At 48.9% G+C, this 15848-nt stretch carries 15 protein-coding genes; 6 read left to right on the top strand and 9 right to left on the bottom strand.

From position 1 onward, the window contains the following. Nucleotides 1-68: 68 nt before the first annotated feature. The 5 genes from KNO61_RS14755 to recX form a co-directional block, all read right to left on the bottom strand. A complete protein-coding gene (locus KNO61_RS14755) occupies nucleotides 69-1247 on the bottom strand; it encodes an RtcB family protein (protein ID WP_214873732.1) in 1179 nt (392 codons plus the stop codon). A 9-nt stretch (nucleotides 1248-1256) separates the two neighbouring features. After that, nucleotides 1257-3302 carry an ABC transporter ATP-binding protein gene (locus tag KNO61_RS14760; RefSeq protein ID WP_214873734.1) on the bottom strand — a complete coding sequence of 682 codons (2046 nt, stop codon included), beginning with the start codon at nucleotides 3300-3302 and terminating at the stop codon, nucleotides 1257-1259. Nucleotides 3303-3324: 22 nt separating this feature from the next. Beyond that, nucleotides 3325-5049, bottom strand: coding sequence for an ABC transporter ATP-binding protein (locus KNO61_RS14765; protein ID WP_214818391.1), 1725 nt, complete (start codon nucleotides 5047-5049; stop codon nucleotides 3325-3327). 320 nt (nucleotides 5050-5369) lie between these two features. Continuing rightward, a complete protein-coding gene (locus KNO61_RS14770) occupies nucleotides 5370-7010 on the bottom strand; it encodes an L-lactate permease (RefSeq protein WP_214814506.1) in 1641 nt (546 codons plus the stop codon). 48 nt (nucleotides 7011-7058) lie between these two features. After that, nucleotides 7059-7871 carry a recombination regulator RecX gene (recX, locus tag KNO61_RS14775; protein WP_159563580.1) on the bottom strand — a complete coding sequence of 271 codons (813 nt, stop codon included), beginning with the start codon at nucleotides 7869-7871 and terminating at the stop codon, nucleotides 7059-7061. Nucleotides 7872-8016: 145 nt separating this feature from the next. On the opposite strand from recX, the gene KNO61_RS14780 reads away from it, so the two are divergent. The 5 genes from KNO61_RS14780 (at nucleotide 8017) to KNO61_RS14800 (ending at nucleotide 13082) form a co-directional block, all read left to right on the top strand. Continuing rightward, complete coding sequence (locus tag KNO61_RS14780; RefSeq protein ID WP_214873736.1) at nucleotides 8017-8925, top strand: TIGR01777 family oxidoreductase; 909 nt, start codon at nucleotides 8017-8019, stop codon at nucleotides 8923-8925. 12 nt (nucleotides 8926-8937) lie between these two features. Continuing rightward, nucleotides 8938-10092, top strand: coding sequence for an amidohydrolase (locus KNO61_RS14785; protein WP_015880875.1), 1155 nt, complete (start codon nucleotides 8938-8940; stop codon nucleotides 10090-10092). Nucleotides 10093-10269: 177 nt separating this feature from the next. Then, nucleotides 10270-10836 (top strand): GNAT family N-acetyltransferase, encoded by a 567-nt coding sequence (locus tag KNO61_RS14790; protein ID WP_015880874.1) that lies wholly within the window; start codon nucleotides 10270-10272, stop codon nucleotides 10834-10836. Between the two features lie 168 nt (nucleotides 10837-11004). Next, entirely contained in the window at nucleotides 11005-11694 is a 690-nt protein-coding gene (locus KNO61_RS14795; RefSeq protein ID WP_078146376.1) for a response regulator transcription factor, read from the top strand. Continuing rightward, nucleotides 11691-13082, top strand: coding sequence for a sensor histidine kinase (locus KNO61_RS14800; protein WP_214814508.1), 1392 nt, complete (start codon nucleotides 11691-11693; stop codon nucleotides 13080-13082). Before KNO61_RS14795 ends, KNO61_RS14800 begins: the two co-directional genes overlap by 4 nt. Before the next feature lie 30 nt (nucleotides 13083-13112). Here the strand turns inward: KNO61_RS14800 and KNO61_RS14805 are convergent, their stop codons facing one another. Further along, nucleotides 13113-13400 (bottom strand): hypothetical protein, encoded by a 288-nt coding sequence (locus KNO61_RS14805; RefSeq protein ID WP_214814509.1) that lies wholly within the window; start codon nucleotides 13398-13400, stop codon nucleotides 13113-13115. Nucleotides 13401-13517: 117 nt separating this feature from the next. On the opposite strand from KNO61_RS14805, the gene KNO61_RS14810 reads away from it, so the two are divergent. Beyond that, nucleotides 13518-13724 (top strand): hypothetical protein, encoded by a 207-nt coding sequence (locus KNO61_RS14810; RefSeq protein WP_074037714.1) that lies wholly within the window; start codon nucleotides 13518-13520, stop codon nucleotides 13722-13724. Between the two features lie 28 nt (nucleotides 13725-13752). Here KNO61_RS14810 and KNO61_RS14815 read toward each other — a convergent pair whose 3' ends face one another. From KNO61_RS14815 to KNO61_RS14825, 3 genes are all read right to left on the bottom strand, one after another. Next, complete coding sequence (locus tag KNO61_RS14815) at nucleotides 13753-14160, bottom strand: cytidine deaminase (RefSeq protein ID WP_078146373.1); 408 nt, start codon at nucleotides 14158-14160, stop codon at nucleotides 13753-13755. Nucleotides 14161-14252: 92 nt separating this feature from the next. Then, nucleotides 14253-15629: a 23S rRNA (uracil(1939)-C(5))-methyltransferase RlmD gene (rlmD, locus tag KNO61_RS14820; protein ID WP_214873738.1), complete on the bottom strand. Its 1377-nt coding sequence runs from the start codon at nucleotides 15627-15629 to the stop codon at nucleotides 14253-14255. After that, nucleotides 15626-15835, bottom strand: a complete 210-nt coding sequence (locus tag KNO61_RS14825) for a hypothetical protein (RefSeq protein ID WP_015880867.1) — start codon at nucleotides 15833-15835, stop codon at nucleotides 15626-15628. Before KNO61_RS14825 ends, rlmD begins: the two co-directional genes overlap by 4 nt. Nucleotides 15836-15848 lie beyond the last annotated feature (13 nt).

Consider the following 15848-nt stretch of genomic DNA (forward strand, 5'->3'; position numbering starts at 1 on the left):
ATCGTTCACCTCGATGTAAGCGTATCAGATTTTACGTAAAAAGAAAAAGACGAGACTGAGTACATGACTCAGTTCGCCTTGAAGTTGTAAAGTGGCTTGATGATTTGATCGATTTGAACGGCCGGTTCGATATAACGAACAATTTCTTTCATCGACTTATACACAAATGGTGATTCATCGATTGTCGATGGGCGAACTGATGTCGACCAGACACCTTCCATCGAACGTTTGAATTCTTTGAAATCGACGCGTTTCCGCGCGGCCGACCGAGACATGATCCGACCTGCGCCGTGTGGACCCGAGAAGTTCCAGTCTGGATTCCCTTTCCCCGTACAGATGAGCGAACCGTCTCGCATGTTCATCGGAATGATGACTCGCTCTCCTTCTTTAGCGGAGATGGCACCTTTTCGCAGGATCATCGCATCATGATCGATATAGTTATGGACGGTGTCGAATTGATCGACGATGTTCCAATTCATCGCTTCAACGATTACATCAGTCATCGCACGACGGTTCGCCGCCGCGTATTGTTGAGCGATGCGCACGTCATGCATGTAATCGTCCATATCCGCTCCCTCCACATAAGCCAGGTCTCGAAATGGTTTCCGTGACGCACGCTCTGTTTCCAGATAAGCCGAGATTTCTTGTTGTCGACCTAAGGCTTTCAAACGCTCAATTTCTTCTTTTACATCATGTGTTTCCATCATGTGTTGAATTGCTCGCTCCTGATAGTAATCGGCAATCTGCACCCCAAGATGGCGCGAACCGGAATGAATGACAAGAAACGTACGTCCCGAGTCATCTCGGTTCACTTCAATAAAGTGGTTCCCCGAGCCGAGCGACCCGACCGAGCGCAAGGCTCGGTCGAGTTTATACGGCGCTCGCACCTCTTCTAATGGAAGTTCAGATGCGTATGGATGAACCTTCTCCCGAATGTTCATCCCGCTCGGTACGAGTTCACGAATGAGGTCATCGAGTCGTTGAAAATCGATCCGCTTGGCTTTGATCTCCGTACAAAGCATCCCACACCCTAAATCGACACCGACCAGGTTTGGCACGACTTTGTCTTGAATCGTCATCGTCGTTCCAACGACCGATCCTTTCCCCGCATGCATGTCCGGCATGATCCGAATCGATGCCCCTTGTGTGAACGGTTGGTCGAGCAATGTTTCAATTTGATTCCGCGTCATATCATCGATTCGTTCGTTAAACACTTTAGCGCGGTTATATTTCCCCTTGATTTCCATGTGACCTCCTTAACTGATGGCTTGTTGTTTACTCTGTAATTCATGCATTCGTGCGTAGACACCACCATACTCGATGAGTGACTGGTGATTGCCTCGCTCAATGATTCGCCCGTGGTCGAGAACGAGAATCTGGTCCGCTTCCCGAATCGTCGAGAGTCGGTGCGCGATCACAAATGTCGTCCGACCGTACGTGAGTGTCTTGAGCGCGTCCTGAATCAATGCCTCCGTCTCCGAGTCGACGCTCGCTGTCGCTTCATCGAGGACGAGGATGGCCGGGTCAAAGACGAGGGCGCGTGCGAAACTGATCAGCTGTCGTTCTCCACTCGAGAGTGAAGCTCCACGCTCGATCACCGGCTCATCGATGCCTTGCGGGAGCTGCTTCACGAAGCGGTCTGCCCCGACGGCTGTGAGTGCTTTCCATACCTGTTCGTCCGTAATCGTCTCATCGCCAAGCGTGACGTTCGTGCGAATCGTGCCCGTGAACAGGAACGGGTCTTGTAAGACGATCCCGAGATGGTCTCGTACCGCCTGCGTCGGTAGTTTTGTCACGTCCATGCCATCGATTCGGAGGACTCCGGCGGATGGGTCATTGAAACGCATGAGCAAGTTCATGATTGAACTCTTCCCGCTTCCCGTATGTCCAACGAGTGCGACCGTTTCACCAGGAGCGGCGTGTAGTTCAATCTGTTGCAACACCGGTTTCCCTGCTTCATAACTGAACGTGACATCATCAAAGACGACATCCCCTTTAAAGCGTGGAAGACGTTCCGATGAGACCGGTTCCCCTTTTTCGTCGAGCAGTTGGAACATCCGGTCGGCCGAGACGAGCGCTTGTTGGAGTGGTGACAATTGGTTCATGATTTGTGTCACTGGCTCAAAGATCCGCGAGACATAGTCGATATACGCGTACAGAATCCCAAGTGTCAGGACACTTCCCGTACCGAGCGTTTGGGCCCCGACAAACCAGATGAGTAAGGCGAGCGCCATGTTTCGGAAGAAGTTGACGAGGTTGTGGCTCATCAACGCATCCAATTTCAACAGTTTCCGTCTCGTTTGGAAGTTGTCGCTATTCTTCTCATTGAACTCGTCATAAACGAGATTTTCGCGGACGTATGATTGAATGATTGGCATCGTTTGAATGCTCTCATTCAACTGCGCGTTCATATCCGCGACGAGTGCGCGGACACGGAAGTTATTTTTTGTCGAGAAACGTTGGAACAACTTAATCCAGACGATGACGACCGGGATGATAATGAGCGAGACGAGCCCTAGACGCACGTCTAGGAAGAACATCGCAATGAGTACCCCGATCATCATGACGACACTTTGGAAGACGCGAGCGAGCACTCCTAAATACAGGTCGCGTATCGTCTCTGTGTCATTCGTGACACGACTGACAATCTTCCCGATTGGTGTCTGGTCAAAATAGCGTACCGGAATCGTTTGAAGATGCTTCATCACGTCAAGACGCATCGTTTTGACGATTTTATGCGCCGATCGTTGTAGGAGCATCTGTTGTCCCCAGTTCAATCCGGCCGCAAATAGTAACAGGACGACGTACAATCCCGATAAGAGAAGGACAGCTCGTAAATCCGTCTGATAGAACTGGAACACGTCGGTCGACGAGAGCGAGACAATATTGTCATATGTCGCCGTTTCGTCCCCTCTTGAAATCGTCAGCACGTCGCCTTCAACTTCACGGACGCCTCCGCTTATAACCGCATCAGGTACGAGATAGTACCCATCGGTCGTTTGGACAATCGAGACCGGCTGAATCACATCTTGACCGTCTAGTCTCGTTTCTTTCTCATACGATTCTCCATTAAAGGAAACACTACCGCCGGATTCGACTTGAACCCAGTCACGTTCGATGGCGACGATATGCTCATCGATAATGATTTTGGCGATATACGGCCCGGCAAGTTCTGCACCAACCGCTAAAAAGAGTAATGTCAGTCCGAGGAAGATGGAGCGCTTCACTTGCTTGGCATAACCAACGAGTGAGCGGATCGTTTTCTTCCGGCGGACCGGATCTAATTCATATTGATCGATCATGAGAGATTCCCCCTTTCACGGATTACTCCGTCTCTCCTTGTCGAATAAATTGTTCATAGTACCAACCGTGTCGTTCCATCAGTTGGTCGTGGGTGCCGCGCTCGGTAACTCGTCCATCTTGAAGGACGAGAATTTGGTCAGCATGTGCCACCGCAGAAAGACGGTGCGCCACGATAAAGGTCGTCTTCGCCTCACGGCTCGTGCGGACCGAATCGATTATGCGTGATTCCGTCTTCGCATCGACTGCTGAGAGCGAATCGTCAAGAAGCAGAATCTCAGGATTTTTCAGTAAGGCGCGTGCAATCGACAATCGTTGCTTTTGTCCACCTGACAGCATGACCCCTTGCTCCCCAACGACGGTATCGAGACCGTTCTCCAAGTGTTCGATGTCTGTATCGAACGCCGCGAGATGAATGGCTCTGTCGAGTGCTTCATCCGAAACATCATCCACTCCGAAACGAATGTTATCACGCACCGTTTTTGAGAATAAGAGATGCTCTTGTGACACATACCCACTCCAGCCACGGACCGTTTCAAGTTTAATGTCCGAGATTGGCACCCCGTTCACGAGAAGGGAATCGTCAATCGGATACTCCCGGAGCAATTGACGTAACAACGTCGTCTTCCCAGCTCCAGTCGGTCCGACAATTCCAATCGTCTCACCACGCGAGACGTGCAGGACGATGTCTTCTAACGACTCCCGATTCGCGTTTGGATAACGGAATGAGAGCGATTTGAAGGTGATCTTCTCCGGTACATCGATGTGAACCGTTCCGGTTGACGAAACGTCCGGTACCTCATTCATCGTTGTCTCAATCCGTTCCAAGCTCGCCGTTCCTCGTTGGACGACGTTGATGAGTTCCCCGAAGGCATACATCGGCCAAATCAACATCCCTAAATAAATGTTGAAGGAAACGAGTTGACCGAGCGTGATGTCGTTCGTAAAGACGAGATACGTCCCGAACGAGAGTCCGATCAAATAGCTGAGTCCAACGAGTAATTTGATGACCGGCTCAAACAAGACGTCGATTTTAGCGACATGCATGTTTTTCGCCATCACGTCATCCGTGATGGCATCAAATTTTTTCGTATCCGCCTCTTCTTGGACGAAGGAGCGGACGACCCGAAGACCGGAGATGGATTCAACGACTTGGTCGTTCATCACGCCGAACGAATCTTGGGCTGCCGTGAAACGTGTATGAATCTGACTCCCAAGTTTATTCATCGACCAGGCGAGAATCGGCATCGGCAAAAGTGCTGCGAGCGTCAACTTCCAATCGATGAACACTCCCATAATCGTCAAGGCGATGAGCGTCATGTTGAACGAGTCGACTAATGTCATGACCCCAAATCCCGCTGTCCGCTCCACCGCTTTTAAGTCATTCGTCGCAAGTGCCATCAAGTCACCTGTGCGATGTTGTTGATAGAAGCGCGGTGTTTGTTTGAGGAGGTGACCAAAGAAGCGACCTCTCAATTTCTTTTCAAGTAAAAAGGCTGTCCCGAAGAGTCGGGCAATCCACAAGTACGACATCACGTACGATAACACCATAATGCCGAGTAGCGACGATACAATCAGAATCAATCGCTCTGTCGTCAAACTTCCTTCACGAATCGCATCGATCGCCTGACCAATAATCCAAGGTGGCAGCATATCTACAACCCCTGTGATGATCAGTAAAATGATCGCAATCACGTACGTTCGTTTCTGTCTTTTAATAAACCAATCCAATTGCTTAATCAGTTTCATGACTGATTTCCCCCTTCCGCCTCACCCATCCAAGCACGCAAAAAAGCGCACTCCACCTGATTGTGCAACCAATCAAATGAAGCGCGCTAGAAGTAGTCTTCAGTCTTTTGCATGGTCAGGGAAAGGACACTACCCCTATCCAGCTGCCAATGTCACGCAGTTAAATACGAGTAGCCATATGATGTTTTGAGTGTGTTTGTGAGTGCAATGCTATTCATCATTCTGGCTCCTCTCGTTTCATAGTTTTAAAATCTACTCAAACCTTAGCAGACTGTTCTGAAAATTGTCAACATTATTCTGTAAAAAAATTGTAACTTGATTTAGTTTAAGAAAAACATGCCTAAAATGAGACCAATGACCCCCGTCGCCGTCACGTAGTAAATCATCGGCATGAACGTATAACGGATGATGGTCCCTTCCTTGCCGAGCAACCCGGCAACCGAGGCAACGGCTACGACGTTCAACACACAGATCATGTTCCCTGCGTTCGCCCCTGCCATCTGCATCGATAAAGCGAGCGTTTCATTGAGTCCAACAGAATCCGCAACGTTTGTCGTCAAACTCGAGAACATCATATTGGAAAACGTCGCCGACCCTGAGACGAAGGCTCCAAGGGCCCCGATCCATGGAGCGACAAGTGGCCATACTCCGCCGAACGTGTCGGCAGCCGCCGTCGCGAGTTCGACCGGCATCGAAGCGAGTCCGGCACCACCATTTTCAGAGTGGATGAATATACGAACCATCGGAACCGACGCCGCTAACGTGATGGCCGTCCCGACGACTCCAAGTGTTGTCGCCTTAAACACCGATGTCACTTGTGACCAACTCATGTTGTGTAAGAAGAAGGTCGCAATAATTGTCAGGATAAACATAAAACCTGGTGAATAAAATGGTTCCCAAGACGTCGAAACCCCTTCTACCCCGAGGATGTCCGGGAGATTGATTCGGACACTGCGAGCGAGTTCGTTTAAAAATGGGACAGTACGGGTGAGCACTAAGAAAATCGTCAAAATGAGATAAGGTGCCCACGCCTTCCACTGAGGCAATTCTCGTGTGGTTGATTTGAGCGTCACCTTTTCAGCAGATGGTTCTAGCTCATCCACATATCCATCAAACGTCCAGACGCGTTTCGGCATGAGAATGCCTTTACGAGCCATGGCAACGAGGATGACCAGACCGGTTAAACTACCTAGCATGCCACCGAACTCAAATCCGAGGATGAGTGTCCAAATGTACGCAGGTACGCTGTACAATAACGCCGCCACAATCGCAATCGGAAATACCTCAAGTGCGGGTTTTATTGACTTCTCTTTACTGAAGAACCGCGTCAACATCAAAATCAAAATGAACGGGATGAATAGACCGACCACCATATCGATCAACACCGTCTGCAAGACGACCTCTGTCAAGAAGGCAATCGATTCAGGTTGGTTCACATCTAAAGATAGGCCGTTCCCGATCCCGATGAGTGCCGGTGTCCCGACCGCACCAAATGTCACAGCCGACACGTCTGCAGATAGTGCGATGACAACGGCGGCAATCGGTGGAAACCCGAGTGCGATCAAGAGCGGTGCTGCAACCGTTGCAGGCGTCCCGAATCCAGATGCGCCTTCAATAAATGAAACGAATAACCATCCGACAATCAAAACTTGAATTCGAGGGTCGGGTGTGATGTTGACGAATCCGGAACGAATTGCGTTCATCCCGCCCCCTTCTTTCATCGTATTCATCATTCCGATTGCCCCGTAGACAATCCATACTGTCGTAACGGCGATGACGAGTCCTTGTAATGTCGCCGCCATAATTCGTGTCGCATCCAATTGCCAGACGAAGAACGCTAAAATCGCCGTCGTCACAAGTGACAAGGGCATGGCTACCGATGCAGGTAAACGCATAATGACCAATAAGATGAGCACGGCCACAATCGGTGTCAGTGCTGTAATCCATTCTAAAATCGTCAATGTAGACCCACCTTTTCGTGTTTTCCCCTACCGTAAACAGATGTCCCATCACGATTCTTCTTCAGCGATTCGATCTAACGTACGTTCAATCACATCATACGGAAATCCTTTGCGCCGAAGCTGCATCTTCATGCGCTGTTTGCGTTCGAACGCGTCGTATCCGCTGAACTTCCGACTCAACTTCTCAGCCTGTTTCAGACATGCCGCAACCTCGACATCTTCGTCCTCTTCTTCCCAAAAAGTTTGAATCGCCTCTGAAATAATATCAAAGGTAAACCCCCTTTGCATCAGGGTTTGTTGAATTCTTTGTTGCACTTCTGTGGCAGAACGACGATTCGTTTCCAGTTGTTTCCTTTTCACGAACTTTCCGGCCTTCTCGACGAGATCTTCGTGTGAGATTGATTCTAATACGGATTCAACAACGTCCGTTGGGATTCGGAGCTGTTCGAGCTCGCGTTTGATTTTGATTGGTCCACTTGGACTTGTGTTGAATTTCGTTTGAACATACGCTTTTGCGAACTCCTCATCATTCAAATAACGCTGCTCGATTAGTCGCGTGATGGCATGTTTGATAGCAGATTCACTTAACTCTTTCTTCACGAGATAGTCCCTTACCTCTGAAATGGCGCGCATTCGATACGATAAATAATTGATGGCCAACTTATAGGCTTTCTGAGCTTCTTCCGCCTCAAGGACGTCTTGCACAAAATCGTCTTCGAGCTCCATCCCTTTTGTGAGCCCGTACTTGATGAATACGTCAACATCGATGGCGAACGCAAACTCCTCTTTCCCCTCCCGTTCGATGAAGACGTTCAGTCGGTCTTGGTTCTTCTTTTGGGTCGTGAACTTTGCAATTTTCACAACGACTCCCCTCCATTCCATGTTTCTAACATATCACGTTCAAGAAACGTAGAGGATTTTTGATAAGTTAGAAGAAAGGGTATTCATCTGGATATACTGACTTATACCCATTTTAGAAACAACACATGATATCGGAGGGAATTTCATGAAAATCGCAATCACTGGTGGAACCGGGCTCATCGGTCAACCACTCGTTCGTGCACTCGCCGACGCCGGACATCAAGTCGTCGTGTTGACGCGTCATCCACGTCCCCGCCATCGCGGGGTATCGTTTATCGAATGGTTGACACCGAATAGTAAACCAGAAGAGGAACTCGAGGGAACAGATGCGTTCATTCATTTGGCCGGCGCCTCAATCAACGACGGGCGATGGACACACAAACAGAAACAAGCCATCCTTCAAAGTCGAATCGAAGGGACGAAGGAAGTCGTCCGGATCATTCAACAGTTGAAACAAAAGCCACAGGTCGTCATTAGCGGCTCGGCCATCGGCATATACGGTAAAGATCGTTCCATTACGTATTCCGAAGAAACCCCATTACCGACACGGACTAATTTCCTCGGGAATGTCTGCGTCCTCTGGGAACAGGAAGCAGAACCCATTCGTGATTTAGGCGTTCGTCTTGTGACGATGCGCACCGGCGTCGTCTTATCGAATGATGGCGGTGCCTTCCCATTAATGAAACTCCCCTATCAGTTCGGGGTCGGTGGTAAAATTGGTTCAGGAGAGCAATGGGTTCCTTGGATTCATTTAGACGACCTCGTCCGCTTGTTCGTGCATGTCATCGAGACCGATTCTATCGAAGGACCGGTCAACGGTACTGCACCTACACCGGTGACGATGAACGAGTTCGGGAAGACGATTGCGAACGTGATGCACCGTCCTCACTGGATTCCGGCACCTGCCCCAATGATGGAACTCGTCCTCGGTGAAAAGAGCGTCATCGTCCTAGAAGGTGCGAAAGTCGTTCCTACGAAGGCACTTCAACACGGTTTCGACTTCCGCTATGAAACATTGGAACCGGCTCTAACACAACTACTACAAGATGTTTAAGGAGAATGAATTGTGAGTCACTTACTAATCCGAAATGCCCATATTTACCCCATCACTGCCCCCCATTTTTACGGAGACCTCCGTGTTCGGGACGGGAAAATTGTCGAAATGTCCGATTTGCTTGAACCGACTGACGGGGAGCATGTCATTGAAGCCGAAGGAAACTTTTTATTCCCCGGCTTCATCGATGCTCACACCCACCTCGGATTATATGATGAAGGAACCGGCTCTGTCGGAAACGACGCCAATGAAACGGTCGAAGCGATGACGCCTCATGCACGTGCGATTGACGGGGTATACCCGCTTGACGAAGGATTTCAAGAAGCGCTGATGGCAGGCGTAACCGCCGTTCAGGTCATGCCAGGAAGTATGAACGTCATCGGTGGTGTGACCAGTGTCATCAAAACACACGGTCGCTATATTGACGACATGATCGTCCGTCGTTATGCCGGATTGAAGATGGCGCTCGGCGAAAACCCGAAACGGATTCATAGTATGGGGAAAACCGGTGATTTGACGCGGATGGGGATTATGGGGTTGCTTCGTGAAGCGTTCCGTACCGTCGGGTCGACCAAAACGATCGGAACGTTCGGCAGTCAGATGATTCAACTTGCCCTCGACCGAGAGATGCCGATTCGTGTGCATGCCCACCGCGCCGATGACATTTTATCTGTCGTTCGCTTTGCCCAAGAGTTCGATCTCGACTATCGTATCGAACATTGTACAGAAGGTCATCTTGTCGTTGAAAAACTACAAGAACTCGGTGTGAAACATGTCACCGTCGGACCGACGTTTACTCGAAAATCTAAAATCGAGCTTCAGAACAAGACGTGGGAGACGTATCGCATTCTCCATGAACACGGCATGATTGTCTCCATCACGACCGATCATCCGTACACGCCGGTCCAATATTTGAACTTGTGCGCCGGACTTGCAGCACGTGAAGGACTGCCTGTCGACATCGCGTTACGCGGAATCACCATCAATCCGGCTGAATCACTAGGTGTCGCCGACCGAATCGGCTCTCTCGAAGTCGGAAAAGATGCCGATTTGGTGCTTTGGAGTCACTTCCCGCTCGACTACTTATCGAAGCCGATTATGACCATTGTGAACGGTGAAGTCGTGTACAAAACGGACCGTGCTGAAACCCATCATGAGGTCGAGTAATTTTCATTATTTTTCATAAGGGTTTTTACGCATAATTTACTTGCTTTTTTAAAAATACTATATAAAATTATCTTGTAACTTCATAAAGCAGCCAAGGCGGTTCGAACAGCGAAGCCAGAAGTATGCTTTCGTTACGACTATTCTTCAGCGGTCTGAAATAGGAGGAGGAATGTAAAGGTGCTCAAATTTCGTGAGCTCACCGACTGCGCGGAGTTGTTCGAACTGATGCAACACCCAGATGTCTTTCCGTATGTCCGTCAAAAGACGGTCCATTTTGACGAGTTTTTATTTAGCACGAAGCAAATCATCGAGCTAGAAGAGCAAGGAAATATCATCTCACGTACCATCACGAACGAGTATGGCACCCCGATTGGGACGATCAGCTTGTTCGATGTCGAATCCGGCTATGGATTCCTCGGCACGTGGCTTGGCAAGCCGTATCATGGCAAAGGTTATAATCAAGTGGCGAAAGAGGCGTTCTTCTCAGAACTGTTCTTCGAGCTTGATATTGAGAGCGTTTTTTTAAAAATCCGTAAATCGAATGAACGATCGATTGCGGCAGCAGAGAAGCTCCCGTACGCGTTTTGCGCGAACGAGATCCGCTCTGAACTGCTCGCGGAGATCAACCAAGGTGACGTGGAGTATGTTTTATACGAGGTATCCAAGTCGAGCTTCCAATTGTACTTGCATGCCCTGCACGTCCCGGAATACGAAGTGCCATACGAGGCACAACTCGAAGCATGAGCCAATTCTGTCAAAGAATTGGCTTTTTTGTGGCGTTTTTGTGTGGATTTGATGGAGGGAACTTGTCGGAGCCGAATAAATCTGTTCTAATTCGAAGAGATAGGTATGATAGAAGTATGAGGGATTTATCACAACTCCCGTTAACCGTTTTGCAAAGGAGAATGGCATATGTCAGAATCAATGTTTCGTATCCTCGTGACCGACGACGAAGAACAAATGCGCGATTTACTTGTATCAAATTTAGAAAAAGAAGGGTATGAGACGGTCACCGCCTCAAACGGCCTTGAAGCGATTGAACGCTTGAAAGAAGAGACGTTCCATCTCGTCTTACTTGATGTGATGATGCCGGAACTCGACGGATTGACGGCTTGCATGCGCATCCGTGAGTTCTCAAACGTACCCATCATCCTGTTGACGGCACGCTCAGAAGAGCTCGACCGCATTCACGGCCTCAAAATCGGGGCAGACGATTACATCACGAAACCGTTTAGCCCACGCGAATTACTCGCACGAATCGAAGCGACGCTCCGTCGCACGCACAGCTTCTCAAAAGAACAAGAAGCGACGTTTGATGTCGGGGTCCTCTCAATCGATATCGAAGGACGTACCGTCAGTGTGAAAGGGAAGACCGTCAACTTGACACGAAAAGAGTTTGATTTGCTCTATCTGTTCATCACGAACGACGAGAAAGTATTCTCTCGTGAACAATTGCTCGATCAAATTTGGGGGACCGAGTATCATGGTAACCTTCGCACGGTCGATACTCACATTAAGACGCTTCGCCTGAAACTCGGCGAGGCGGGCGGTTATATTCATACAGTCTGGGGAATTGGCTACAAATTCGAGGCAAACGGATGAAACGATACACGATCAGGAAGCGGATTTGGATTACCATCTGGACAGCCAGCCTCTTCTCAGCGTTCGTGTTTCTCATCATGACGTTTTATCTGTACGACAAGTTCTATATTCAAACGCAAGAAGAACTGCTCATCAATCGCGGTGAGAAACTTGTCACCATCTATAAGGCCGACGGTTTCTCGGACGCGTTCGCCGATAGTATGACGTACACGAACGAATTGACCGAGACGAAAGTGTTCCTCTCCTCCGTTCGAGAGGACACCCTCGGCTCCGGTAAAACCTTCTTAAGGCAACAGGACCTCGAACGACTGCAAGACGGATATGCCATCTCGGTGACCCGGAAGCATCCGACCGAGGACGTCGATATTTTGATGACCGCATTCCCTCTCATCCGCGACGATGAACTCGACAATGCGCTCATTCTGTATATGGAGCTCAGTAAAATCAGTGAACCGTTCCAACCGATTCGGCTCATGATCACGTTTTTACTCGTTCTCATGATCGTGAACTTGCTCCTATTCGGTAAACAGATCATCGACACGATCATCCAACCGCTCATTCAGATGAAGCGTGCCTCTCAAGTCTATGCGCAAGGTGATTTCTCTCACCGCATCCCGATCGTCTACGACGATGAAATCGGTGAACTCGCAGACACGCTCAACTCGATGGCGGAATCGCTCGGACTTGTTGAAGAACAGCGTAAAGAGTTTCTAGCTAACGTCAGTCACGAACTTCGCACGCCACTCTCTTACATCCGCGGTTATACCGAGATGCTCCAAGATGAGTCATTGGATGAAAAAACGAGGGCGCAATATTACGACATCATCGAGAACGAGACGAACCGGCTTCAGCGCCTTGTCACGGACTTACTCGATCTCGCCCAGCTAGAGCGCGATTCGTACCCGATGACGAAAGAACCGGTCGTTTACTCGCAAGTACTTGAAGACGTCCTCTATCGTCTTGAACCGATTGCCCGTGCGAAAGGCGTGACAATCGAATCGGATTTAGACTTCGACTTGATCATCCTCGGTGACCATGACCGACTCGAACAAGTCATCGGCAATCTTCTCGACAACGCGCTCCGATATACGGATGCTGGCAAGACGATTCATGTGAAAACGTTCGCCGAAACCGAATATGCAATCACGGAAATACGTGACGAAGGTCGAGGCATCCCGAAAGAAGATTTAGACAAATTGACGGAACGCTTCTATCGTGTCAATAAATCACGGACACGAAAAGATGGCGGAACCGGCCTCGGTTTGGCCATTGCGAAGCACATTATCGAGCGTCATGAAGGGTCTCTTCATTTCAGCTCTGAAGTCGGACAAGGAACGACTGTCACTGTCGGTCTGCCGCTTCTACCTGACGATGAATTTGATATGTAAATAGGCAGCCGCGATGGCTGCCTTTTCTTTTCATATGTCTTCCCCTTTATATTGTTCGACCGACTCTCGTTCAAGTCGTTCGCGTTCGGCATGCGTCTGTGGAAAACCGTTCGCCTGCCATTCGGCACGGTGACTTGAATCAAGTTGCGTGAGCCCTTGCTCCGCTTCATCTTGATTCGCATCGACGCTTTCCCGTTCATCCATCTTCTGCCACGTATCTTCTTCCTCACGTTGCGAAAGCAGTGCCGCCACTTTTGGTGCAACGAGCGCCGCACCGGCAACACCTAAGACAATCCCCATCAACACTTTCCGATCCATCCTAACCCCTCCTTCACTATGCACTCTTCATTCCACCATTTTATAATCTCAAAACCATTATCGAAAACGTTTACAACATTTCTACGAGTGGAATGGCTAATGGAAGGAGGCGATTGGATGGAAAAAAAACGACCCACTTCGAAACGTCCGTTTGATAATCCGGACGCGGTAGACACGGACAAAGAAAGCATCTTTGACGAAGACGGCATGCAAACCGTCGACCCGATTCCTGTCGAGGAATTGAACGAACGAGTGAAGGATGAAAAGAATAAACGTCACTCCAAAGATGACTCAGTGAGTGAAAAGAAATATAAAGACACATAACAAGCTGCGGACGTTTGTCCGCAGCTTGTTATGTTAAATCCTTCGGTGAAAATCCGTAAGGCAACATCTCTTCTTTCGTCATCACTTTCGTATCACCGTTCAAGTTTGCAAGAATCAACGTGAAGTCTTCACCAGCGAATTCAGCGATCACTTGGCGGCACGCACCGCATGGTGAAATCGGGCCTTCCGTGTCACCGACGACGACGACCGTTTCAATCGCGTCACTACCTTCTGACACGGCTTTAAAAATGGCTGTGCGTTCGGCACACATTGACAATCCGTACGAGGCGTTTTCCACGTTACATCCTGTAATTTCGTTTCCTGATGTATCGATGACGACAGCTCCTACTTTAAACTTTGAATACGGTGTATAGGCGCGTTTGCGCGCTTCGATGGCTTTATGGACGAGTTCTTGTACGCGTTCTTGTGAGATCATAGGATGTTCCTCCACTTCTATATTTGAAAAGAAGTCTGACATCTGAACTATATCGTGAAAACGCTTACGTGACAAGCCTTTTCACGGTCTCGTCAATATTTTTTCTTTTTCTTTTTCTCGAATACGACGACCGACTCGACATGAGATGTCTGTGGGAACATATCATACGGCTGTACGTAATTCACTTTGTATCCCGCTTTCATCAACTGGTCGGCGTCACGTGCGAGCGTCTGCGGGTTACATGACACGTAAACGATTCGCTTCGTTTTAGAAGAGATGATGGAATTGATCAATTGATGGTCCATCCCTGTGCGTGGCGGGTCGACTACGATGACGTCTGGGATCCATCCATCTTTTACCCAACGTGGAATCCAATGCTCGGCACGCCCTTCGACGTATGTGACATGGTTATAGCCATTTTCACGCATATGGTCATTGGCATCTTCGACCGCTTCCGGCACGACTTCCATTCCACGGATTTCTTTCGCATATGGGGCTAACCAAAGTCCGATCGACCCTACTCCTGCATACGCATCGATCACACGTTCTTCACCTGTCAATCCTGCGGCCTCGACCACTTCACGGTACATTTTTTCTGTCTGTGCCGGATTCAACTGGAAGAATGCGCGTGGTGATAAGTGATAATGAACGTCGTCTAATTGTTCATCCATTTTCTCCTGACCGGCGATGTGAACTGTCCGATAACCGAAAATAACACCCGAACGGTTTGCATTGATATTGATATGGAACGACACAACATTCGGCAATTCCATGATGCGGTCGCTCAATTCATCTAAATCAGGGACATCTTCATGTCCGACGACCAAAACGACTTGAACATCGTTCGTGTTATAACCCGAACGTACGACGATTGTACGCGCGTACCCCGTGTCGCGACGTGCATCGTAGACGGGAATATCGAGTTCGTTTAAAATACGGACAATCGCATTGTTGATGTTCGTCGTATCCCGTTGTTGGACCATACAGTGCTCGATTGGCACGAGATGGTTCGAGTTCGGTTTGTAGAGACCTGATACGATCTCACCGCGACGCGTGCCGAGTGGGAATTGTGACTTGTTCCGGTAATACCATGGATCTTCCATTCCGATTGTTGGACGGATATCCGATTTGTCCACGTTTAGTTTCGTCTTTTGACGGAAGGCGTTTCGAACGATTTCTTCCTTATACTCCATCTGCAGACGTGAACTCATATGTTGGATTTGGCAGCCCCCGCACTCATCGTAAATCGGACAAGGTGCTTTGACGCGGTCTTTCGAGTCGTTATCTCGTTTGACGACACGCGCTTCCGCATAGTTTTTTTCCACACGCGTGATTTCGACTTTGGCTCGTTCTCCCGGCAATAAGTTCGGAATGAAGATGACCATGCTATTAAGTGTCGCAATGCCTTCTCCATTAATGCCAAGTCGTTCGACCGTGACATCTTTAAAATCTCCTGTAATTAATTTCAATCTGATTCATCCTTTCGAGACGATTGTTCTAGGTCTTTGGCGTAACGCACTACTTTAGCGCGCAACGAATCAATGTCGGCTAACAGGCGATGTAAATCTTCAGGTGTTGTATGCTCGTCTAGCGTATTGACCGATAGACAGAGTAATTCCGTTCTCGATTTTAGGACGTTCATCTTTCCGGCAGTATCTGTTCGTGATTTACCCATCTTGTAATCGCTC

This window comes from Exiguobacterium sp. s140, from assembly GCF_018617035.1.
Taxonomy (GTDB): Bacteria; Bacillota; Bacilli; order Exiguobacteriales; family Exiguobacteriaceae; genus Exiguobacterium; species Exiguobacterium profundum.